Source organism: Leifsonia sp. YAF41, from assembly GCF_052113185.1.
Classification (GTDB): Bacteria; Actinomycetota; Actinomycetes; order Actinomycetales; family Microbacteriaceae; genus Cryobacterium.
The window spans coordinates 14,369-36,406 of the sequence record NZ_JBFRCS010000020.1; the positions used below are offsets into that span (position 1 = coordinate 14,369).

19 protein-coding genes are annotated in these 22,038 nt (G+C 65.3%); 12 read left to right on the forward strand and 7 right to left on the reverse strand.

Annotation, left to right across the window (positions count from 1 at the left end; translation table 11 throughout):
* Nucleotides 1-24: 24 nt before the first annotated feature.
* Nucleotides 25-1,812: a glycoside hydrolase family 15 protein gene (locus AB4Y63_RS18790; RefSeq protein ID WP_441792590.1), complete on the reverse strand. Its 1,788-nt coding sequence runs from the start codon at nt 1,810-1,812 to the stop codon at nt 25-27.
* 29 nt (nt 1,813-1,841) lie between these two features.
* Here AB4Y63_RS18790 and AB4Y63_RS18795 point away from each other — a divergent pair, with 29 nt between their 5' ends.
* A complete protein-coding gene (locus AB4Y63_RS18795; protein ID WP_441792591.1) occupies nt 1,842-3,218 on the forward strand; it encodes a glucose-6-phosphate dehydrogenase in 1,377 nt (458 codons plus the stop codon).
* A gap of 34 nt (nt 3,219-3,252) precedes the next feature.
* Here AB4Y63_RS18795 and AB4Y63_RS18800 read toward each other — a convergent pair whose 3' ends face one another.
* Together AB4Y63_RS18800 and AB4Y63_RS18805 are read right to left on the reverse strand one after the other, a co-directional pair.
* Nucleotides 3,253-3,684, reverse strand: a complete 432-nt coding sequence (locus AB4Y63_RS18800; RefSeq protein ID WP_441792592.1) for a hypothetical protein — start codon at nt 3,682-3,684, stop codon at nt 3,253-3,255.
* A gap of 86 nt (nt 3,685-3,770) precedes the next feature.
* Nucleotides 3,771-3,959, reverse strand: coding sequence for a hypothetical protein (locus tag AB4Y63_RS18805; RefSeq protein ID WP_441792593.1), 189 nt, complete (start codon nt 3,957-3,959; stop codon nt 3,771-3,773).
* Between the two features lie 162 nt (nt 3,960-4,121).
* Between AB4Y63_RS18805 and AB4Y63_RS18810 the strand changes: the two genes are divergently transcribed.
* The 5 genes from AB4Y63_RS18810 to ilvC all read left to right on the forward strand — a co-directional run bounded on the left by AB4Y63_RS18810 (nt 4,122) and on the right by ilvC (nt 11,606).
* On the forward strand, nt 4,122-6,362 hold the full coding sequence (locus AB4Y63_RS18810; protein WP_441792615.1) for a bifunctional alpha,alpha-trehalose-phosphate synthase (UDP-forming)/trehalose-phosphatase: 2,241 nt from the start codon (nt 4,122-4,124) through the stop codon (nt 6,360-6,362).
* 54 nt (nt 6,363-6,416) lie between these two features.
* Nucleotides 6,417-8,111: a dihydroxy-acid dehydratase gene (gene ilvD / locus AB4Y63_RS18815; RefSeq protein WP_441792594.1), complete on the forward strand. Its 1,695-nt coding sequence runs from the start codon at nt 6,417-6,419 to the stop codon at nt 8,109-8,111.
* A gap of 43 nt (nt 8,112-8,154) precedes the next feature.
* Nucleotides 8,155-9,969, forward strand: a complete 1,815-nt coding sequence (locus tag AB4Y63_RS18820; protein WP_441792595.1) for an acetolactate synthase large subunit — start codon at nt 8,155-8,157, stop codon at nt 9,967-9,969.
* 2 nt (nt 9,970-9,971) lie between these two features.
* Nucleotides 9,972-10,481, forward strand: a complete 510-nt coding sequence (ilvN, locus tag AB4Y63_RS18825) for an acetolactate synthase small subunit (protein WP_441792596.1) — start codon at nt 9,972-9,974, stop codon at nt 10,479-10,481.
* Nucleotides 10,482-10,577: 96 nt separating this feature from the next.
* Complete coding sequence (ilvC, locus tag AB4Y63_RS18830) at nt 10,578-11,606, forward strand: ketol-acid reductoisomerase (protein ID WP_441792597.1); 1,029 nt, start codon at nt 10,578-10,580, stop codon at nt 11,604-11,606.
* 151 nt (nt 11,607-11,757) lie between these two features.
* Here ilvC and AB4Y63_RS18835 read toward each other — a convergent pair whose 3' ends face one another.
* The 3 genes from AB4Y63_RS18835 to AB4Y63_RS18845 are packed head-to-tail and all read right to left on the reverse strand — an operon-like array spanning nt 11,758 to nt 14,459.
* On the reverse strand, nt 11,758-12,666 hold the full coding sequence (locus tag AB4Y63_RS18835) for a cytochrome b/b6 domain-containing protein (RefSeq protein ID WP_441792598.1): 909 nt from the start codon (nt 12,664-12,666) through the stop codon (nt 11,758-11,760).
* Nucleotides 12,666-13,661, reverse strand: a complete 996-nt coding sequence (locus AB4Y63_RS18840; protein WP_441792599.1) for an electron transfer flavoprotein subunit alpha/FixB family protein — start codon at nt 13,659-13,661, stop codon at nt 12,666-12,668. Before AB4Y63_RS18840 ends, AB4Y63_RS18835 begins: the two co-directional genes overlap by 1 nt.
* A 3-nt stretch (nt 13,662-13,664) precedes the next feature.
* Entirely contained in the window at nt 13,665-14,459 is a 795-nt protein-coding gene (locus AB4Y63_RS18845; protein WP_441792600.1) for an electron transfer flavoprotein subunit beta/FixA family protein, read from the reverse strand.
* A gap of 167 nt (nt 14,460-14,626) precedes the next feature.
* Here AB4Y63_RS18845 and AB4Y63_RS18850 point away from each other — a divergent pair, with 167 nt between their 5' ends.
* The 5 genes from AB4Y63_RS18850 (at nt 14,627) to serA (ending at nt 19,764) form a co-directional block, all read left to right on the forward strand.
* Entirely contained in the window at nt 14,627-16,222 is a 1,596-nt protein-coding gene (locus tag AB4Y63_RS18850) for a M81 family metallopeptidase (protein WP_441792601.1), read from the forward strand.
* A 64-nt stretch (nt 16,223-16,286) separates the two neighbouring features.
* Nucleotides 16,287-17,036, forward strand: coding sequence for a copper homeostasis protein CutC (locus tag AB4Y63_RS18855; protein ID WP_441792602.1), 750 nt, complete (start codon nt 16,287-16,289; stop codon nt 17,034-17,036).
* On the forward strand, nt 17,033-17,581 hold the full coding sequence (locus tag AB4Y63_RS18860; RefSeq protein ID WP_441792603.1) for a DNA polymerase III subunit gamma/tau: 549 nt from the start codon (nt 17,033-17,035) through the stop codon (nt 17,579-17,581). The genes AB4Y63_RS18855 and AB4Y63_RS18860 overlap by 4 nt, the downstream gene beginning before the upstream one ends.
* A complete protein-coding gene (locus tag AB4Y63_RS18865) occupies nt 17,581-17,961 on the forward strand; it encodes a bacitracin resistance protein (RefSeq protein WP_441792604.1) in 381 nt (126 codons plus the stop codon). The genes AB4Y63_RS18860 and AB4Y63_RS18865 overlap by 1 nt, the downstream gene beginning before the upstream one ends.
* A 210-nt stretch (nt 17,962-18,171) precedes the next feature.
* Nucleotides 18,172-19,764: a phosphoglycerate dehydrogenase gene (gene serA, locus AB4Y63_RS18870; protein WP_441792616.1), complete on the forward strand. Its 1,593-nt coding sequence runs from the start codon at nt 18,172-18,174 to the stop codon at nt 19,762-19,764.
* Nucleotides 19,765-19,833: 69 nt separating this feature from the next.
* Here serA and AB4Y63_RS18875 read toward each other — a convergent pair whose 3' ends face one another.
* Nucleotides 19,834-20,388, reverse strand: a complete 555-nt coding sequence (locus AB4Y63_RS18875; protein WP_441792605.1) for a TetR/AcrR family transcriptional regulator — start codon at nt 20,386-20,388, stop codon at nt 19,834-19,836.
* A gap of 98 nt (nt 20,389-20,486) precedes the next feature.
* On the opposite strand from AB4Y63_RS18875, the gene AB4Y63_RS18880 reads away from it, so the two are divergent.
* Nucleotides 20,487-22,034 carry an MFS transporter gene (locus AB4Y63_RS18880; RefSeq protein ID WP_441792606.1) on the forward strand — a complete coding sequence of 516 codons (1,548 nt, stop codon included), beginning with the start codon at nt 20,487-20,489 and terminating at the stop codon, nt 22,032-22,034.
* Nucleotides 22,035-22,038: the final 4 nt, after the last annotated feature.

Sequence of the window (22,038 nt, forward strand, 5' to 3'; positions counted from 1 at the left end):
AGAACGGGCGCGGCGGATGCTGCGTCAACGGCAGGGCGAATCGGTGCCGCCTACGATCGCATCGGCCGCGCGCACCAGCGCCAGGTGCGACAGCGCCTGCGGGGTGTTGCCGGCCTGATGCCCGTTCGTCACGTCGTATTGCTCAGACAGCAACCCGACGTCATTGACACAGCCGACGAGTCGATCCATCAATGTCGTCGCATCCTTGTGTCGCCCCGAAGCCGCATACTGCTCGACCAACCAGAACGAGCAGGCGAGAAACGGGTTTTCGCCCGGGGTGAGCCCATCGACCGATTGCTCGTCGCGGTAGCGCATGACGAGTCCGTCCCGCAGCAAATCAGACTCAATCGCTGCGACGGTGCCGAGCATGCGCGGATCGTCGGCGGAGCAGAACCCGACCTGGGGGAGAGCAAGCAGCGACGCATCGACTTGTTCACTGCCGAAGAACTGGGTGTAACTGTTTCGGGCTCTGCTGAAACCGCGCTCTTCGATGTCGCGCCGGAGTTGATCGCGGAGTGCCGTCCACCGCACCAGCGGACCTTCCATCCCATGCTCGGTGATCGCCCGCACCGCACGATCGAACGCCGCCCAGACCATCACCCGAGAGTGGGTGAACTCGCGAGCCGGCCCCCGTGTCTCCCAGATGCCGTGGTCTAACCGACGCCAGTTCTTCTCCAGAAATGCCATCAACGCACGCTGGAGCGGCCAGGAGAACGCTGACTCCGTCACCCCGGCGTTGCGTGCGGCGTGAAGCGCCACCATCACCTCCCCGATCACATCAAGCTGGAACTGATCGACCGCGGCATTGCCGACCCGCACCGGCGACGACTCGCGATAGCCGGGCAGGCTGCTCAGCTCGCGCTCGGGCAGGAAGCGCTCGCCGGCGAGCCCGTACATGATCTGGACATCGTTGGGATCACCGGCGACGGCGCGCAGCAACCAGCCACGCCACCCTTCCGCCTCATCGGCGTAGCCGTGCGAGAGCAGCACCTCCAGCGTCAGGGAGGCATCCCGCAGCCAGACATAGCGGTAGTCCCAATTGCGGTTGCCGCCGAAACTCTCGGGGAGGGACGTCGTGGCGGCGGCGGCGATGCCTCCGGTGTCCACGTGGGTGAGGGCCCGCAACACCAGCATCGAGCGCACGACTTCGGCGTGATAGTCCCCTTCGTGCCGGCACGAACGCGCCCAGCCATCCCACCAGTCGGCGGTGCGGGCGAGAGCTCCGGCCACGTCGATCTGCTCCGGCGTGCGATGATGCGAGGGGTACCAGGTCATCTGCAGGTCGACTGACTCACCCGCATCCACTCTGAACTCGGACACATGCCGATGGTCAGAGGCGTGAAGCAGGGGACCGCGCACGACGATCGCGTCGGGCCCGGCGATGGCGATGAGCCCATGCCCGATTTCGCCGCGCAGCTGGCGCACCCAGGGCACGGTCGAGGCATAGCCGAAACGGATGCGCAGGTCCTGGTGCATCTCGACGGTGCCGTTCAGGCCGCGCACCCACCTCACGATATCGGCGCGGCGATCCGCGGATGGCATGAAGTCGATGACCTCGACCTGGCCGGTCGCGGTCGTCCAGAGCGTTCTCAGGATGAACGAGTCGCCCACGTACGAGCGGGAACAGGTGGCATCCGGATCGCTGGGGGCAAGCAGCCAGCGGCCGTGCTCCTCATTGCCGAGGAGGGCGCCGAACATCGAAGCGGAGTCGAACCGCGGCAGACAGAGCCAATCGATACTGCCGGTGCGGCCCACCAACGCCGCAGAACGGGAATCGCTCAGCAGTGCATAGTCCTCAATATTGAGTGCCATAACGCCATCCTGACAGCTACGGTGGGTCAATGGTGCAGTCAATTTCGACTCTTCTGATCCTGGGCGCGAGCGGCGATCTTTCGGCCCGGCTCCTGCTGCCGGCACTCGGCCAGGTGTTGACCCGGAACCCCGAGCGGCGATTGCACGTGATCGGCGCCGCGAGCGATGCGCTCTCGACTGCCGAGTGGCGGCAACTCCTCCGCAAGTCATTCGCCTCGGCCGAGGCTTCAGGCGCCGCCGTTGACGCCGTGGTGGCGACGTCGACGTATCACCAGGCCGACGTCACCGACCCCGAGTCGCTCGCCACACTTCTCGCCGAGTGTGAGGGCGTTCCGGCGATCTACTTCGCCCTGCCGCCCGCCGTGACCTCGCTGGTCTGTGCTGCGCTTGCCGCGATCGACCTGCCGGCCGGTACCGAATTGGCTCTCGAGAAGCCGTTCGGCGTTGACGAGGCCGGCGCTGTGGCCTTGAACGCACAACTGGCGGCCCTGGTGCCAGAGGAACAGACATTTCGGGTCGACCATTTTCTCGGCCGGTCGACGGTGTTCAATCTGCTCGGCCTGCGGTTCGCCAATCGCATCTTCGAACCGCTCTGGAACAACGAGCACATTGCGAGAGTCGACATCGTCTACGACGAGCAGTTGGGTCTCGAGGGGCGGGCCGGCTACTACGACAAGGCCGGTGCACTCGTAGACATGATTCAGAGCCACCTTCTGCAGGTGATGGCCGTGATCGCGATGGAGCCGCCGTCAACCCTCGGGGCCGCCGACCTGCGCGATGCCAAGGGAATCGTGTTGCGCGCGACCCGGGTGCGTGGCGGGAGCCCGAGGCGAGCAAGCAGGCGAGCGAGATATGGAGCGGGAGTCGTCGAGGGGCATCCGCTTGCGGCTTACGTCGACGAGCCGGGCGTCGTGCCCTCCCGCGCGACGGAGACGTTGGCCGAAGTGACATTCGAGATCAATACGTGGCGCTGGGCGGGAGTGCCGTTCACGCTGCGATCCGGCAAAGCCCTGGGGGAGCACCGCCGCGAGATCGTGGTGACCTTCAAACCGGCCTCGCACCTTCCGGTGGGTCTCCGGGGGAGGGACGACCCGACGGTGCTGCGCATTGCCCTGGCTCCCGACGAGATGTCTCTTGAAATCAACGTCAACGGCTCACGCGACCCTCATGAGCTCGAGCGAGCACTGCTCGCCGTGACGTTCGGGCCGGGCGAACTTCTCGCCTACGGTGAGGTGCTCGAAGGCCTTCTCGACGGCGACCCCGCGTTGTCGGTGCGTGGTGACGCCGCGGTGGAATGCTGGCGTATCGTCGCCCCCGTTCTGGCCGCGTGGCGTGACAGCACCGTGCCGCTGGAGGAGTATCCGGCGGGAACCGCCGGTCCGGCCGAATGGGCGCCGCTCGGCTGAGGTGGGGCGAGTCGACGAGGGATCAGGCTGCGGGTCAGGCCGCGACGAAGCTGCGTGCTTCAGCGGATGCGACGGCCGGGGCCGCTGTGCCGACATCCGCTGTGCCGGCATCCGCTGTGCCGGCAGCTGCAGTGGTGGCGGGCGCATCGGCCCACACCGTGATCGGCGCAGGAGACCAGGGCAGAGCAGTCGGTTGTGCTTCGACTTCTCCACGTAGCGCGGCGGTGTTCACACGCAAGATCGTGGCGAGCGTCGCAGCGATCTCTTCGGCCTTGAGGCCATGGAAGATGGCATCGGTGTCCGTCGTTGATCGAGGAACCAGGGTCCACTCGCCGTCGGTGCCGAGAATCTGTGCGATTCGTTCGTGCAGCAGCTCGTAAACGCGTTCACTGCTCAGCTCGGGTACCGGCGTTTGGATGACGGGAGTGTGAATCACGGGTGCGACACGACGTCGACGACCGAACATGATAAGCCCCTTTCCCAAGAACCAGCCACCCTTAGTTTCGCTGGTTGGGTGCCGTTTGGGGGGTTGACACGCCGGGAAACAGTGAGTTAGTGCTCGATCTGGCGCTCATCGGCGTCTTTGATCACGGTGCCGATGGCGATCGCTGCGCCCAGTCCCCAGCTGATCCAGATCAGGATCAAACGCCAGTCGCGAGGCCCGTGACGTGTGGCTTGCACAGCACTCCAGCCGCTGCTGAGCACGCCGATCATGGCTCCGCTGAAAATAAATCGTCGCATTGTGGCCTCCGAGAGACAGGCTACCCGTCGGGAGCGCATCGGTGGCCGCAGACTTTCATGCCACGGATCGAATGTCACATTCAAAGTCCATGCTGAGCAGTGGCTGGTAGCCTCGGGGTGATCAATGGTGTGTCCTTCTCGATACACCGGAATGGATGCGTTATCTCACATTCTGCCGATTCTCCAGTTCTGAGCGAGCGAGCTGACACCTTCTCCCTTGTCGTCGTCTCGAATCGTCTTCCGGTCGACCATGAGGTCGCACCGGACGGAACCGAGTCCTGGCGAAAGTCTCCCGGTGGCCTGGTGACGGCGCTTGAACCCTTGATGCGTGAATCAGAAGGTGCCTGGGTGGGCTGGCCCGGGGTGGCAGACCGTGATTTTGAGCCGTTCTCCAACGACGGAATCTCGATTGTGCCGGTGCGGCTGAGTCCCCAGGACGTGGAGTTCTACTACGAAGGATTCTCGAACGACACCCTGTGGCCCCTCTATCACGACGTCATCTCCCCGCCGAGTTTTCACCGCGAATGGTGGGACTCCTACGTCACGGTGAACAGGCGCTTCGCCGCAGCCGCTGCTGCGGTGGCCGCTCCCGGCGCAACGGTGTGGGTTCAGGACTACCAACTGCAACTCGTTCCGCGGATGCTGCGCGACGCACGGCCAGACCTCGTGATCGGCTTCTTCAACCACATCCCCTTTCCGCCCTATGGAATTTATTCGCAGCTGCCCTGGCGCAAGCAAATTCTCGACGGACTGCTCGGCGCCGACCTGATCGGCTTCCAACGGGTGGCGGATGCCGGCAACTTCTCCCGCGCCGTGCGTCGCCTCTTCGGCTACCCCACCCGCGGCACCGCCATCGACGTCCCCGACTCGGCCCAGCATTCCCGCCGGGTCATCGCCCGCCATTTCCCGATCTCCATCGACTCCGCCAGCTTCGAGGAACTGGCTAAGCGTCCGGACATTCAGGAGCGGTCCCGTCAGATCCGTGAGGAACTCGGCAACCCGAAGACGATCATGCTCGGCGTCGACCGGCTCGACTACACCAAGGGAATCGGTCATCGGATCAAGGCCTATGGCGAACTCCTGGCGGAGGGAAGCCTGTCCGCCGAGGACGTGACTCTTGTTCAGGTGGCGAGCCCCTCCCGGGAGCGGGTTGCCGCCTATATGGATTTGCGCGACGAGATCGAGCTGGCTGTCGGACGCTTGAACGGCGACCACTCCACCATCGGTCACCCCGCGATCAGCTATCACCACCACGGCTATCCCCGCGAGGAGATGGTGGCCCTCTACCTGTCGGCCGACGTCATGCTCGTGACCGCGCTCCGCGATGGCATGAACCTCGTGGCCAAAGAATACGTCGCGGTGCGTTTCGACAACGACGGCGTGCTGGTGCTGAGCGAGTTTGCCGGGGCATCGGATGAGCTGAAACAGGCCATCCTGATCAATCCGCACGACATCGAAGGCGTCAAGGCGGCAATCTTGACGGCCGTGAACATGCCGAAGCGTGAGCGCACGCGACGGATGCGCGCCCTGCGCCGCAAAGTGTTCGACAACGATGTCGCAGCGTGGTCTGCGTCGTTCCTGGAAACCCTGACCGGTGGCGCCAAGGTGGCGGCCGGGGTTCCGGAAAACCTGGTCGCCGGGCTGAGAGAGTTGGCGACAACGCCGAACCTGCTTGTGGCGCTCGACTTCGACGGCACCCTGGCGCCGCTGGTCGATGAACCGGAGAACGCCCGCGCCGCCGACGGCGTCGCCGAAGCCGTCCAGCGTCTGCTTCAGCTTGACGGTGTGCGAGTGGCATTCGTGTCGGGTCGGGCGCTGGTCAGCCTCCAGCATGTCGCAAACCCGCCAGAGGCCGTGCTGCTCACCGGATCGCACGGTATCGAGGTGAAACTCGACACTCCGACCATCGAGCTGAGTCTGGTTGCCGCGGAACTCGAACAGCTGGAGACGCTGTCACGTGTGCTCGAACGCATCGCCGGATCCGTCGCCGGTGCCTGGGTGGAGAGCAAGCCGGCCGGCATGGTTCTGCACACTCGACTCACCGCTCTCGGTGAGGGAGATGCTGCACAGCGCGAGGCGCGCGCCCAGCTCAGCGAGATTTTGCCGACCCTGACCGTACGCGAGGGCAAGAACGTTCTCGAGTTCTCGGTGCGTTCACGCACCAAGGGGGATGCCATCGAACAGCTGCGCGCCCACACCGGTGCCGACCGCGTGATGTACGCCGGCGACGACGTGACTGACGAAGATGCGTTCGCGGTGCTGCGAAGTGACGACCTGGGATTGAAGATCGGGCCGGGGGCCTCCCTGGCCGGCTACCGGGTGCAGGGGCCGGATGAGATGGCCCAAGTTCTCGCGCTGCTGGCCGATTTTCGGGCGGCGGCGGTCGCGGCGCGCAACCTCTGAGCGGCCGATTCCGGGTGCGACAGCGGGCCGTCGGGGAGGTTCTAGACTCTTTGCATGCCTGAGTTCGATCTGAAACCGAGAAGCCGCGTCGTCACCGACGGAATCGAAGCCACTACGTCACGCGGAATGCTCCGCGCTGTCGGTATGGGAGATGCTGACTGGGAGAAGCCCCAGATCGGTATTGCGAGCTCGTGGAACGAGATCACTCCGTGCAACCTGTCGCTCGACCGCCTCGCGCAGGCGTCAAAGGAAGGCGTGCACTCCGGCGGCGGTTACCCGCTGCAGTTCGGCACGATCTCCGTCTCCGACGGCATCTCCATGGGCCACGAAGGCATGCACTTCTCGCTCGTCTCCCGCGAAGTCATCGCCGACTCCGTTGAGACCGTGATGATGGCCGAGCGCCTCGACGGGTCCGTGCTGCTCGCGGGCTGCGACAAGTCGCTGCCCGGCATGCTGATGGCTGCCGCTCGCCTCGACCTGGCCAGCGTTTTCCTCTACGCCGGATCGATCGCACCCGGCTGGGTGAAGCTCTCCGACGGCACCGAAAAAGACATCACCATCATCGACTCCTTCGAAGCAGTCGGCGCCGTGAAGGCCGGCCGGATGAGCGTTGAAGACGCCAAGCGCATCGAATGTGCGTTTGCCCCTGGCGAAGGCGCCTGTGGCGGCATGTACACCGCCAACACCATGGCGAGCGTCGCCGAGGCTCTCGGCATGAGCCTGCCGGGCTCGGCCTCGCCGGCCTCCGCCGACCGTCGCCGTGACTACTACGCGCACCGCTCGGGTGAGGCCGTCGTGAACATGCTGCGTCTCGGCATCACCGCCCGCGACATCCTGACCAAGAAGGCGTTCGAGAACGCCATCGCCGTGGCCATGGCGTTCGGCGGTTCGACCAACGTCGTGCTGCACCTGCTCGCCATTGCCCGTGAGGCCGAGGTCGACCTGACCCTCGACGACTTCAACCGCATCGGCGACACGGTTCCGCACATCGGTGACCTCAAGCCGTTCGGCAAGTACGTGATGAACGACGTCGACCGTCACGGCGGAGTCCCGGCCGTCATGGCCGCGCTGCTCGAGGCCGGTCTCATCCACGGCGACGCGCTCACCGTCACCGGCAAGACCGTGGCCGAGAACCTCGCCGAGATCAACCCGCCGGAGCTCGACGGCGAGGTCATCCGCACCCTCGACAACCCGATCCACGCCACCGGCGGCCTGACGATCCTCAAGGGCACCTTCGCTCCCGAGGGCGCCGTCGTGAAGACGGCCGGCTTCGACGCCTCCATTTTCGAGGGGCCGGCGCGCGTGTTCGAACGCGAGCGCGGAGCGATGGATGCTCTGACCGAAGGCAAGATTCAGAAGGGCGACGTCGTCGTCATCCGCTACGAAGGCCCCAAGGGCGGCCCCGGCATGCGCGAGATGCTGGCCATCACCGCGGCCATCAAGGGCGCAGGCCTCGGCAGCGATGTACTACTATTGACTGACGGTCGATTCTCAGGCGGCAYAACCGGACTGTGCATCGGCCACATAGCACCCGAAGCGGTGGACGCAGGTCCAATCGCATTCGTGCGCGATGGTGATCTCATACGGGTCGATATCGCAGCTCGCACGCTCGACCTACTTGTCGACCCTTCCGAGCTGGCCACCCGCCGAGAAGGCTGGGCTCCACTTCCCCCGCGTTACACCCGCGGTGTTCTCGCCAAGTACGCCAAGCTTGTTCACTCAGCTGCCGAAGGCGCAATCACCGGGTAATTCGCACCCACCATCCGTCACCGAAGTTGGGACATCACCCCTCATGACCACGGAATCTTCGCCCGTGCCATCCCCATCCACCCCGCACCCGCCGACTGTCGGCGCGACGGAACCAGAGATCATCTCCGGTTCCGACGCGATTCTGCGCAGCCTGTCGAAGCTCGGCGTCACTGACGTCTTCGGCATCCCCGGCGGCGCCGTCATCCCGTTCTACGACGCGCTCATGGCCCAGGATGCGATCCGTCACATCCTGGTTCGCCACGAGCAGGGCGCCGGTCACGCTGCAGAAGGCTACGCCTCGGCCAGCGGACGCGTCGGTGTGGCCATCGCCACGTCCGGCCCTGGTGCCACCAACCTGGTCACCGCCATCGCGGATGCCTACATGGACTCGGTTCCGCTGCTCGCGATCACCGGTCAGGTGTTCTCGACGCTGATGGGAACCGACGCCTTCCAGGAAGCGGACATCGTCGGCATCACCATGCCGATCACCAAGCACTCCTTCCTGGTGCGTCGTGCCGAGGACATCCCGGCCGCCGTCGCATCCGCGTACCACATCGCCTCGACCGGTCGCCCGGGCCCCGTGCTCGTCGACATCACGAAGGACGCGCAGCAGAACATGGCGCCGTTCATTTGGCCGCCGAAGCTCGACCTGCCCGGCTACCGCCCCATCACCAAGGCGCACGGCAAGCAGGTGCAGGCTGCGGCTCAGCTGCTCCTCGACGCCAAGAAGCCCGTGCTGTATGTCGGTGGCGGCGTCATCCGTGCCGGCGCATCGGCCGAGCTGCTCGAGCTGGCCGAGGCGACGGGGGTTCCCGTCGTCACCACGCTGATGGCGCGCGGCGCATTCCCCGACTCGCACACGCAGCACCTCGGCATGCCGGGCATGCACGGCACGGTTCCGGCCGTGCTCGCGCTGCAGGAAAGCGATCTGATCATCTCGCTCGGCGCGCGGTTCGACGACCGCGTCACCGGCAAGGCGTCGGAGTTCGCACCGAACGCGACAATCGTTCACGTCGATGTTGATCCTGCGGAGATCTCGAAGATCCGCATGGCTGACGTGCCCATCGTTGGCGATGCCAAGGACGTCATCGCTGACCTCACCGTTGCATTCGCACAGGCGAAGGGTGACGCCGCCACCGACTACGCCGACTGGTGGACCTACCTGAACAACCTCAGGGAGAAGTTCCCGCTCGGCTATTCGGAGCCGGCCGACGGCCTGCTCGCGCCGCAGTACGTGATCAAGCGCATCGGTGAGCTGACCGGACCGGAGGGCGTCTACGCTGCCGGCGTCGGCCAGCACCAGATGTGGGCTGCCCAGTTCATCAAGTACGAGCGCCCGAACTCCTGGCTCAACTCCGGTGGCGCCGGAACCATGGGCTACTCCGTTCCCGCAGCCATGGGCGCCAAGGTGGCTGAGCCTGACCGCGTGGTCTGGTCGATCGACGGCGACGGATGCTTCCAGATGACGAATCAGGAACTCGCCACCTGCACCATCAACGACATCCCGATCAAGGTGGCGATCATCAACAACTCGTCACTCGGAATGGTGCGCCAGTGGCAGACGCTGTTCTATGACGGACGTCACTCGTTCACCGATCTGAACACCGGGCACGACACGGCGATGGTTCCCGACTTTGTGAAGATGGCTGACGCGTACGGTGCCCTCGGCATCCGGGTCACCCGTGCCGACCAGGTCGACGACGCGATCAAGCTGGCCCTGGCGACGAACGACCGCCCGGTCGTCATCGACTTCGTGGTCAGCCGCGATGCGATGGTCTGGCCGATGGTGCCGCAGGGCGTCAGCAACAGCCAAGTCCAGTACGCCAAAGACCACGCACCCACCTGGGAAGAGGAGTAACCATGAGCACCCACGTTCTGAGCCTCCTCGTTGAGGACAAACCCGGTCTGCTGACTCGTGTCGCCGGCCTGTTCGCCCGCCGTGGCTTCAACATTGAAAGCCTGGCCGTCGGTCACAGCGAGATCGAGGGTTTGTCCCGGATCACGATTGTGGTTGACGTCGAAGACCAGCCGCTCGAGCAGGTCACCAAGCAGCTGAACAAGCTGATCAACGTGATCAAGATCGTCGAGCTCGACCCGGCACAGTCGGTGCAGCGCGAACACCTCTTGATCAAGGTGCGCGTGGACAACTCGACGCGTTCCCAGGTGCTCGAAGCCGTCACCCTGTTCCGCGCGCGGGTCGTCGACGTGGCAACGGATGCCGTTGTCATCGAGGTCACCGGCGACACCGGAAAGACCCAGGCGCTGCTTCGCGTGCTTGAGCCCTACGGAATCAAGGAGATGGCGCAGTCGGGCCTGCTCGCCATCGGTCGCGGCTCCAAGTCGATCACCGAACGCGTTTTCAAAAACTAAAACAAACCCCCGGAGATCGAGCTTGTCGAGATCCGGGTCTCGACCGGTTATCGAGCCCGTCGAGATACGACCAACGATAAACAAGGAGAACTACTCGTGTCTGAGATTTACTACGACAAAGACGCTGACCTGTCGATCATCCAGGGCAAGAAGGTTGCCGTCATCGGCTACGGCTCGCAGGGACACGCCCACGCGCAGAACCTGCGCGACTCGGGTGTCGAGGTCGTCATCGGTCTGAAGGCCGGCTCGAAGTCGATCGTCAAGGCTGAGGAAGCCGGCTTCACCGTGCTCTCCGCCGCCGAGGCATCCGCCTGGGCTGACGTCATCGTCATCCTCGCACCCGACCAGGTGCAGCGTCACCTCTACGCCGACGACGTCAAGCCGAACCTGGCCGACGGCAAGGCCCTCGTCTTCGGACACGGCTTCAACATCCGTTTCGGCTACATCGAAGCGCCCGAGGGCGTCGACGTGGTCATGGTTGCTCCGAAGGGCCCGGGTCACACCGTGCGTCGCGAGTACGAAGCAGGCCGTGGCGTTCCCGTCATCGTCGCTGTCGAGAAGGACGCGACTGGCAACGCTTGGCCTCTCACCCTCAGCTACGCCAAGGCGATCGGTGGCCTGCGTGCCGGCGGCATCAAGACCACGTTCACCGAAGAGACCGAGACCGACCTGTTCGGTGAGCAGGCTGTTCTCTGTGGTGGCGCTTCGYAGCTCATCCAGTACGGCTTCGAGGTTCTGACCGAGGCCGGCTACCAGCCGCAGGTTGCGTACTTCGAGGTTCTGCACGAGCTCAAGCTCATCGTTGACCTGATGTGGGAGGGTGGCATCGCCAAGCAGCGTTGGAGCGTCTCCGACACCGCTGAGTACGGCGACTACGTCTCCGGCCCGCGCGTCATCGACCCGAGCGTCAAGGAGAACATGAAGGCCGTTCTCGCCGACATCCAGAACGGTGCATTCGCTGACCGCTTCATCAAGGACCAGGACGCCGGAGCTCCCGAGTTCCTGGCACTCCGCAAGAAGGGCGAAGAGCACCCGATCGAGGCCACCGGCCGCGAGCTGCGCAAGCTGTTCGCCTGGAACGCCTCGAACGACGACGACTACGTTGACGGCGAAGCTGCTCGCTAACTCTGAGTCATGAAAATGCCCGTCCCGACCTTGTCGGGACGGGCATTTTCGCGCGTTGCCCGAGTCGACTCACGAATGCTGGGCGTGGGGAATCCCGCTGGGCGTGGGGGATGGCGCACGCCCACGGGGATTCCCCACGCCAGGGTGGCGCTTAGCGCGTGACCGTTCCGAACGGGGCGGCGATCGCACGGATGACGAGGGGCCGCACCGCAGCCCACGCTGCGACCATCAGCACCGCCGAGAGCGCGAAGATGATCGCACCGACCCAGCCGTCGCCATCCTGGGCCGCGTACATATGGTTGAGGTTGCGCAGTGCCCCGGTGGCCAGTACCAGCGTCACGTGTACGACCACGAACGCGACGAAGAACAGCATCACCGGAAAATGCACGGCACGGGCGAGTTGAATCGGGTACAGCCTGTTGAGGGTGGCGGACTCTTGGGGCCAAAACAGCGACATCCGGATGCCGGTCAGAATGGCCAGGGGAGCGGCGACAAACACGACGGTGAAGTAGGCGAGCAATTGCAGGCTGTTGTAGTTGATCCAGCCGTTCTCTGTCGGCCAGTCCAGCGACGCGTACTGCAGAGCGACCGAGACCGCGTTCGGGAAGACATCCCAGCTCGTCGGAACGATGCGCGCCCACTGGCCGGTGACCAGGATGAGCACGACGAAGACGAGGCCGTTTAGCAGCCAGAGCGCGTCGACCACGAGGTGCAGCCACAGGTAGAGTCGCAGTTTCTTGGGCGGGGCCCCCGGCCGGCGGCGGCGTGGGGCCCAGAATCCTTCCGGCCGTCGATTCGTGCGCACCAACCAGCCTGAGCGAACGATCAGCACGAGAAAGAGGGCGTTCAGAAAATGCTGCCAGCCGAGCCAGGCGGGAAATCCGACGGGTGTGCCGGCCGGGAGCGGCGTCTCCCCGGGATAGCGCGTCATGAAGTCCTCCACCGCGGGAAGGGTGCGCAGCCCCTTCGCAGCAAGAATGATCAGCGCCATCAGGGCGAGGGCAGCGGGAATCTGCCAGCGGAGCCTGGTCCAGCGTTGTCGGTCCACCGCAGCAGCCATCACTCGCGCGCCCGCTGCTGAATCGCAGCGATCAGTCGCGGCACGATGACGTTGATATCGCCGACGACGCCGAAGTCGGCGATCTCGAAAATCGGGGCGCTCGAGTCTGTGTTGATGGCGACGATCGTCTTGGCCGTCTGCATTCCGGCCCGGTGCTGGATGGCTCCCGAGATTCCGAGGGCGATGTACAGCTGCGGCGACACGGTCGTGCCGGTCTGCCCGACCTGGCTCGACGCCGGCACATAGCCGGCGTCGACGGCGGCCCGTGAGGCGCCGACGGCGGCGCCCAGCGCATCGGCGAGCTGTTCGACAAGCACGAAGTTCTGCTGTGAGCCGAGGCCGCGACCACCGGAGACGACGATTGACGCTCCGGCGAGTTCGGGGCGGCCCGGCGTCGACGGCAGCGGCGCGACAGCGGTGACGGATGCCGCCGGTACAGTGACCGTCGCCGTCGCGCGGGTGATCTCCGGGTTCGAGGGGGTGAGGGATCCGTCGAATGCGCCGACGCGCACGGTGATGACCGGGGGGCCGGCGGAGACCACCGAATCGACGGAATAGGCGCCGCCGAAAACCGAGTGTTCAACGACGATTTGGTCGTCTTCCCAGCGCACCCCGACGGCGTCGACGGCGATGCCGGAACCCACTCGAATCGCAAGCCGGGCCGCCGCCTCTCGGCTGTCGACGGAGTGTGAGGTGAGAACAGCGACGGGGGAGTACTCGGCGACGCCGGAGAGCAGCGCCTCGACCTGCGGCGCCACCAGACGTGACAGGTCGGTTTCGACGAGGTGCACGGTTTCTGCGCCCATGCGGCCGAGCGCGGCGACAAGGGCAGACTCGGGGTCCGCCCCGGAGTCTGCCCCCGCGGTTCCTGAGGGAGCGACGGCCACGACGGCAACGGGAGTCCCCAGCAGCGCTGCGGCGGCGAGAAGCCCGGCGGCAGTGGAGGCGACCTCACCGCTCGGGGTGAGATCAATCAGAACCAACACAGTGGGCATGGGCTACGTCCGATCAATCAGCTTGCCGTCAAACAGAAAGGTGGCGAGCTGGTCGCCGGCCGTGCCGTCGTCGACGATCGTGACTCCGGCCGCTTTCGTCGCTCGCTCAGCGACCGTCAGCACGCGGGTCGAGGCCTGTGCACCGGTCGCACCGCYGCCGGCCTCGGTGAGACCCACGTCGGCCGCGGTCAGGGTGTCAATTTTTTTCTTCTTGGCTTTCATGATTCCGCGAAATGTCGGGAAGCCGGGTTCGGCGGCCCGCTCGGTCACCGAGGCGACGGCGGGGAGCGGGGACGTCACGCTGACCACACTCTGCCCGGTGTTGCGTTCGCCGCTGACGCGGTCGACGCCAACAGTAACGGAATCGAGAAAGGTGAGATGGGGGATTCCGAGAAGTTCGGCAACCATCGCCGGCACGACGCCGCCTCGGCCGTCGGTCGACTCATTTCCGGCGATGACGAGATCGAAACCAGATGTGGTCAGAGCCGCGGCGATCGCCCGTGCCGTTTGTACGACATCCGCGCCGATCAGGAGATCGGCCTGAACGTGGATCGCTGAATCGGCACCGAGCGCGAGCGCCTTGCGCAGCGTCGCGGTGGCCGAATCCGGTCCGACCGTCAGCGCAACCACCTCGGAGCCGGTCGTCTCCTGATGAAGCAGCGCAACGGCCAGGGCGCGCTCATCGATCTCGTCGATGACCGTCTCACTGGCCGCACGATCGAGCCGGCCGGTCGCGGGGTCGAGCCGTCGCTCACCCCACGTGTCAGGGACTTGCTTGACGAGAACAACAATCTTCATTGACAGCTCCTTCGAGCCGACGTCGTGTTGTCAGATGCTCACTCGACTCGGTCGGCGGTCTCCTCCGCTTCGAGGATCGCTCACGTTGAACCCACGGTAGCGCACGACCGGCAGCTGAATCGCGCAACGCGCACGACCACAATCTCAAACACGAAAGAATAGATGCGATGAATACCGATGCGAACGAACAGCCAGGGGAGAGCCGGACCATGACAGTCGAGGCGTCAGAAGTGTGGTCTGGTCCACTTGATCCCGTCGAGGACGGTGGCCTGACGCGCCCCCGGATCGGCATCGCCGGAATCGCGATCGAGTCGAGCACCTTCTCTCCGCACATCAGCGGTGATGAGGCGTTCACCGTTCGCCGCGGCGAGACACTGATGAGCTACTACCCGTTTTTGACGCCGGGAAGCGAGCTGCGCTCCGCCGCCGATTGGGTGCCGCTGATGCAGAGCCGTTCGATTCCTGGTGGTGCTGTTGCCGCCGAGACCTACGCGTGGATGAAGCAGGAGATTCTCGACGGCATCCGGGCCAACGCCCCATTCGACGGTTTCTATCTGGACATCCACGGCGCCATGAGCGTGGTCGGCATGACCGACGTCGAAGCCGACCTCGCCCACGCTGTGCGCGAAGCTCTCGGCTCCGACGTGCTCGTGTCGACGGCGATGGACTTGCACGGCAACGTGTCGCGTGAGTTGCTCGACGAAGTCGATCTGATCACCGCGTACCGGATGGCCCCGCACGAAGACGAGTGGAACACCAAAGAGCGTGCCGTCTTCAACCTGCTCGGTCAGCTGCGGTCCTCGGTCGGAAACGACCCCCAGGCTCGCCGGCCATTCACAGCCTGGCTGCAGGTGCCGGTCTTGCTTCCCGGCGAAAAGACGAGCACCCGGATCGAGCCCGCGGCGAGCCTCTACGCCGAGGTTCCGAAAATCGAAGCCCTCGACGGTGTGCTCGACGCCGCACTGTGGGTCGGCTACGCCTGGGCCGACGAACCGCGCTGTCAAGCTGCAGTCGTCGTCACCGGCTACGACCGCGCCTTGATCCAAGCCGAGGCCTCCCGGCTGGGCCGACTTTACTGGGATGCCCGCGACGCCTTCGAGTTCGTCGCCGATGCTCTTCCGCTCGACGAGTCGATCGCTGCCGCCCTGGCCGCGCCCGACGCGCGCCCGTTCCTCATCTCAGACTCCGGTGACAACCCGACCGCCGGGGGCGCCGGCGACGTCTCCTGGACGCTTGGCCGGCTGCTGGCCCGCCCCGAGTTTCACGACGGCAGCATCAGCGTCATCCACGCCTCGATCTTCGACGAGGCTGCAGTTGAACAGGCTGTCGCGGCCGGCGTCGGCGCGCACGTCGACCTGTTGGTCGGTGGCCGGGTCGACCCGGGTCCCTCCGGCCCCGTCGCACTCTCCGGCACGGTCTTCTCGATCACAGAGGGCGACCCGGATGCGGGTACCCAGGTCGTCATCGTGGCCGGCGGCGTGCAAGCGATCATCACTGCGAAGCGCAAGCCGTTCCACCACATTGCGGACTTCACAATGTTGGGCCTCGATCCGCACGCCGCGGACATCGTCGTGGTGAAGATCGGCTACCTCGAACCGGAGCTCTACGACCTGGCTGCCGGCTGGAAACTCGCCCTCACGCCCGGAGGCGTCGACCAAGACCTGCTGCGTCTCGGCCACCATCACCTCGTGCCCGGCGTTTTTCCGTTCGACACGACGGGGACCCCGTCCCTGGACGCGATCGTGGTGCGCCGCGGAGACTGACCGGCTCGCAATCGAGATAGCGTAATCACACGGGGTGAACCCCACCCGAACCTCAAGGAGAACAATGCCGTCATCTGCACCAGCCATTGAAATCGCAGTTCAGGATGTCGATGGCCTCGGCATCGCACTGCGGGCCGGCGCCGATCGTGTTGAACTCTGCAGCGCCCTGGGGCTCGGCGGCCTCACCCCGTCGATCGGAACGATCGAGATGGCCGTCGAGGCGGCGTCAGCGGCCGGCCACCCGAATTATGTGAACGTGTTGGTGCGCCCGCGCGCCGGCGGATTCGTCTACTCGGCGAGCGAAGTCGCGACGACGGTGCGGGACATCCGTGCGGCGTCAGCGGCGGGTGTCGGCGGCATCGTTGTGGGGGCATTGAACGCTGACGGAACCGTCGACACGGCTGCGACCCGCGAGTTCATCGCGGCCGCCGAAGGCCTGACCGTCACCTTTCACCGCGCGATCGACATCGGCACTCGGCAGCTGCAGATTCTCGACCAGCTGATCGACCTCGGCGTCGCGCGGGTGCTGACCTCCGGGGGAGCGCCGCGCAGCTTGGACGGTGGGGACATGCTGCGCCAGATGGCGCAGCTTGCCGACGGACGACTCCAGATCATGGCCGGCGGTGGTGTCACCCTGGAGAGCATCCCGGCATTGCTCGCAACGGGAATCGATGCCATCCACCTCTCCGCCAAGAAGGCCGCCCTGTCGCTCGCGCCGAGCGGCCCCGGCGGGGGAGCTGCTGACTTCGACGTGACCGACGAAGAACTTGCCCGTGCCGCAGTCAACGCGGTGCGCAGTACTCTGGAGAAATGAGCGCGAAGCAGGACAACGACGCACTGAGCTGGGCCGGCGACGACGATCCGACCCTCGTCGCCAGTGACGCGGACGGTCACGCTGGCCCGGCCCCTGACGAGTCGATGACGTCGGCAGCGGCTGTCGATGAATTGCCGGAAGGCTGGACCGCTGTGGGAACCCCCGCGGGGGCCGGCAGCACGACGGCAGCGGATGCCGACGCCGGGACCACCCACATTGCGACGCAGCACCTCGGTGCCGCGGACGACGCTCCACCGCCGAGTTCGGTCGCCCTGGTCGGGATGGGAGTGCTCGGCGGCATTTACATGCTGTACACCGTCGGCTGGTTCATTGGAACGTCTCGCGTCGGAAACCCGATCGTCGACCCGGTCGGTCAATTCATGTTCTCGCTCGGTGCCTGGCTGGCCGTCATCGCCCCACTCGTCTGGTTCGGTGCCGTGTACTGGCTGACCAACGACCGCCCACGGCTTCGGATGCTCTGGCTGCTCATCGGGGTTGTGCTGCTCGCACCGCTTCCCTTCATTTTCGGCGTAGGGACAGTCTGATGAGCGATACCGCGTCACACACCGGCGACCACGACATCGTTCAGGCCGAGTCAAGAACTCGCGCTCCGCTCTGGATCACTATTGCCCTCGCCGTGCCATTCGGGCTCTTCTACGTCTACGACGTCTGGGAGGCGATCGGCAACCTCGTCGGGCTCAATCTGACCGCCCAGAGCCTCGACACGCAGCTCAGCGGTTTTGGCTGGACGGTGCTGATCTTCGCGGTGCTGATGCCGCTTCTCGTGTTCGGCATTGCCCTCGTGATCGGGCGCCGTCGAAGTGCGGGTGCCCAGGCAGTGATCTTCTTCGCCGGGCTGTGCCTCGTCGCGGTGCTCTCCATCGACATCATCGTGATGTTCGGCCTCGGGCGTCTGATCGTCTGAGGCGCCTGATCGTCTGAGACGCCTGATCGTCGAGGCAAGACGAACAGTGCGGCGGGGCGCACACCCCGGACAGATTGCCGGTCACAGGACGTCACCGTGCTCATTCGAGCATTCGGCAGCCGATAGAGTATTTCCATATCTGGCGCCCCATGGTCGCGGCGCAAGCTCCCGTACGCAATCGAAGGATCTATTGTCGTGTCAAACGAAGCCGTGTCGAAACCAGTTGTACTGATCGCTGAAGAACTTTCGCCCGCCACAGTCGATGCTCTCGGCCCCGATTTCGACGTGCGCAACGTCGACGGAGCCGACCGCAGTGCACTTCTCGCCGCGTTGCCCGCCGCATCCGCCGTCTTGGTGCGTTCCGCCACCAAAATGGATGCCGAAGCCATCGCCGCAGCACCGCTGCTGAAGGTCATCGCGCGTGCCGGTGTCGGCCTCGACAACGTCGACATCAAGGCGGCTACCGCTGCCGGCGTCATGGTCGTCAACGCCCCGACGTCGAACATCATCTCCGCGGCCGAACTGACCGTTGGTCACATTCTCAGCCTGGCCCGCCACATCCCCGCCGCCCACGGCGCACTGGCCGAGGGTCAGTGGAAGCGCTCGAAGTACACCGGTATCGAGCTGTACGAAAAGACCGTCGGCATCGTCGGCCTCGGTCGCATCGGCGCCCTCATCACCGCACGCCTGCAGGCGTTCGGCGTGAACGTGATCGCCTACGACCCCTACATCACCTCCGCGCGTGCGCAGCAGCTCGGCGTGACCCCGGTGAGCCTCGACGAACTGCTCGAGCAGTCTGACTTCATCACCATCCACATGCCGAAGACCCCGGAGACCACCGGAATGATCGGTGCCGAGCAGCTCGCCAAGATGAAGCCGACCGCGTTTGTCGTGAACGTCGCCCGCGGTGGACTCATCGACGAGGATGCGCTGCACGACGCGCTCGTCGCCCGCACCATCGGCGGCGCCGGCCTCGACGTCTTCGTGAGCGAGCCGCCCACCGGCTCGCCGCTGCTCGGCCTCGACAACATCATCGTCACCCCGCACCTCGGTGCCTCCACCGATGAAGCTCAGGAGAAGGCGGGCGTCTCGGTGGCCAAGTCGGTGCGCCTCGCGCTCTCCGGCGAGCTCGTTCCCGACGCGGTGAACGTGGCCGGCGGCGTCATCGACCCGTACGTGCGCCCCGGCATCCCGCTGGTCGAGAAGCTCGGCCAGGTCTTCTCCGGGCTCGCTTCGCACAGCCCGCTCACCAGTGTCGACATCGAGGTTCACGGCGAACTGGCCGCCTACGACGTGAGCGTGTACCGGCTGGCTGCGCTCAAGGGCATCTTCACCAACGTGGTCAGCGAGACCGTCTCCTACGTCAATGCGCCGCTCCTGGCTGAGCAGCGCGGTATCGCGGTGCGGCAGATCACCGATGCGGATTCCCCGGAATACCGCAACGTGATCACCCTGCGCGGCGCCCTCGCTGATGGCTCGCAGGTGTCGGTCTCCGGCACGCTGACCGGCACCAAGCAGATCGAGAAGATCGTCGAGATCAACGGCTATGAGGTGGAGGTTCCCTTTGCGAAGAACCTCATCGTGATGCTCTACACCGATCGCCCGGGCATCGTCGCCGTCTACGGCAGCGTCTTCGGCGACGCAGAGATCAACATCGCCGGCATGCAGATCGCGCGCCACGTCGCTGGTGGAAAGGCGCTCAGCGTGCTGACCGTCGACTCCCCGGTGCCGGCCGGCCTGCTCGCATCCGTGCGCGATGCGATCGCTRCAGACCTGATGGTTGAGATTGACCTGACCGACTAGGTTTCAGATCGCGAAGGGAGGGCGGGCCGTGATGGCTCGCCCTCCTTTGTGTATGCCCGACGCGCTGACTCAGTCGCGCTTCGGGATGACGCGCGCAATCACCGCGAGCAGGCCGTCGAGCCCGGCGGGTGAGAGGTAGTCGACCGTGCTGTCTTTCGCATCGGAGACCGTCGACTCGTAGAAGAGACCGTCGCTGATCAGCGCGATCATCTGGGCGACGTCGCGGTCGCCAACGGCCTCCTCGATGACCGCGACCCAGTCGCGACGAAAACCGGCCAGCATGTCTTTGGCCTGCTGGTGCGACCCCTGAGCGAGCCGGGTGACCGCGACGAAAGTGCGGTCGAACGGCGTGCCGGCGCTGGCTGAGGTGCGGATCAGGAAGTCGACGGCACCGGCCGACGCCGAACGGATGTCTGCAATGTCTTCGGCGACCAGGTCGCTGAGTCGAGCGAGCAGGCCGTCGATCAGCGCCGCCTTCGATCCGAAGTGGTAGAGCAATCCTCCCTTGGAGACACCGGCGGCTGCGGCAACGCCCTCAAGGGTTGCCGCACGCTCTCCGTGCTCGATCAGGAGCTCCTCAAAAGCATCGAGGAGTCGATCGCGCGTGGGGGTGATGCTGGCCATCTGGCCATCGTAGCGAGAAGATTGTGGAGGCATGTTTACTACTGTACCGGCTGGACGGTATAGTGGCTCTGTCCACTCGAACAAGAAAGCAGCTTTCCGTGTCCTCCCACACCGGCTCACACCCCACTACGAAGTCCGTCCCGGTCGAAATCGACGGCCCGCGCGCCGGTCGCCGTGGATGGTGGGCGCTTGCCGTTCTGATGCTTCCGGTGCTGCTGATCTCCATCGACAACACCGTGCTGAACCTTGCGCTGCCGTCGATCTCGGAAGACCTCACGCCGAGCGGCACCGAGTTGCTGTGGATGATCGACATCTACCYGCTCGTGCTCGCCGCGCTTCTCGTCTCGATGGGTAGCCTCGGTGACCGGGTCGGACGCCGCAAGCTCCTTCTGATCGGTTCGGCCGGATTCGGCGTCGTCTCGGTTCTGGCCTCGTTCGCGACAAGCATTGAGATGCTCATCGCTGCGCGTGCCGCCCTCGGTTTCTTCGGCGCCATGCTAATGCCGTCGACGATGTCGCTGCTGCGCTCCGTTTTCACCAACCGTGACCAGCGCCGCCTGGCGATCGCCGTCTGGGCGAGCGGATTCGCGGCGGGTAGCGCGTTCGGACCGGTCATCGGCGGATTCTTGCTCGAGCACTACTCCTGGGGCTCGGTCTTCTTGCTTGCCGTGCCGTTCCTGGTGCCGCTGTTCATTTTTGCGCCGATCCTGGTGCCGGAATCGAAAGACCCGGATCCGGGCCGCATCGACGTCATCAGCATCCTGCTGTCGCTTGCCGCGATGGCTCCGATCGTGTTCGGGATCAAGACCTTCGCCGAGCGCGGGTTCGAAACAGTTCCCGTTGTGTCGGTGCTGATCGGACTCGTGGCCGGCTACCTGTTCGTGCGTCGCCAGAAGCGCCTCAGCCACCCGATGCTTGATCTGCGTCTCTTTCAGAAGGGTGCCTTCAGTGGCGCCATCGGCGTGAACCTGCTGAGCGTCGTTGCGCTCGTCGGCGGGCTCTTCTTCATCTCGCAGTACTTGCAGCTCGTGTTGGGGCTGTCGCCACTCGTGGCCGGGCTCGTGCTCGTGCCGGGTCTGCTCGTGATGATCATCGCGGGACTTGTCGTCGTGCCGATTGCGCGCCGCGTGCGCCCGTCGGTTCTGATCCCCATCGGTTTGCTGATTACTGCCTCGGGGTATGTGTCGGTCGCGCTTCTCGGCGACGGGATCACTGCGCTCGGAATTGCCATCGTCTTCGTGGCGTTCGGCATCGGAATCGGCGCCGCCGAGACCGTGTCGAACGAACTCGTGATCGCGAACGCTCCTGCCGAGAAGATGGGTGCGGCATCCGCCGTCAGCGAGACCGCCTACGAGCTCGGTGCCGTGCTCGGAACGGCGATTCTGGGCACGATCATGACCGCGGCCTACCGCAACACGGTCGTGATCCCGGAGGGACTGACCCCCGAACAGCAGCACGCGGCTCACGAGACGCTGGGCGGTGCCGTAGCGGTGGCCGAACAGCTGCCCGCCGGACCCGCTGAGGCCCTGCTCGAATCGGCACAGCACGCCTTTGCCAGTGGCATCGGCCCGACGGCCTGGATCGGTGCGGCACTCGTGCTCTCAGCCGCTGTCGTGGCGGTGACCACACTGCGGAAGGCGCGATAGGGCT

Coding starts and splice junctions, on each gene's coding strand:
- AB4Y63_RS18790 (WP_441792590.1), bottom strand. CDS start 1,812: ATGGCACTCAATATTGAGGACTATGCACTGCTGAGCGATTCCCGTTCT.
- AB4Y63_RS18795 (WP_441792591.1), top strand. CDS start 1,842: ATGGTGCAGTCAATTTCGACTCTTCTGATCCTGGGCGCGAGCGGCGAT.
- AB4Y63_RS18800 (WP_441792592.1), bottom strand. CDS start 3,684: ATGTTCGGTCGTCGACGTCGTGTCGCACCCGTGATTCACACTCCCGTC.
- AB4Y63_RS18805 (WP_441792593.1), bottom strand. CDS start 3,959: ATGCGACGATTTATTTTCAGCGGAGCCATGATCGGCGTGCTCAGCAGC.
- AB4Y63_RS18820 (WP_441792595.1), top strand. CDS start 8,155: ATGACCACGGAATCTTCGCCCGTGCCATCCCCATCCACCCCGCACCCG.
- ilvN (WP_441792596.1), top strand. CDS start 9,972: ATGAGCACCCACGTTCTGAGCCTCCTCGTTGAGGACAAACCCGGTCTG.
- AB4Y63_RS18835 (WP_441792598.1), bottom strand. CDS start 12,666: ATGGCTGCTGCGGTGGACCGACAACGCTGGACCAGGCTCCGCTGGCAG.
- AB4Y63_RS18840 (WP_441792599.1), bottom strand. CDS start 13,661: ATGCCCACTGTGTTGGTTCTGATTGATCTCACCCCGAGCGGTGAGGTC.
- AB4Y63_RS18850 (WP_441792601.1), top strand. CDS start 14,627: ATGAATACCGATGCGAACGAACAGCCAGGGGAGAGCCGGACCATGACA.
- AB4Y63_RS18855 (WP_441792602.1), top strand. CDS start 16,287: ATGCCGTCATCTGCACCAGCCATTGAAATCGCAGTTCAGGATGTCGAT.
- AB4Y63_RS18860 (WP_441792603.1), top strand. CDS start 17,033: ATGAGCGCGAAGCAGGACAACGACGCACTGAGCTGGGCCGGCGACGAC.
- AB4Y63_RS18865 (WP_441792604.1), top strand. CDS start 17,581: ATGAGCGATACCGCGTCACACACCGGCGACCACGACATCGTTCAGGCC.
- AB4Y63_RS18875 (WP_441792605.1), bottom strand. CDS start 20,388: ATGGCCAGCATCACCCCCACGCGCGATCGACTCCTCGATGCTTTTGAG.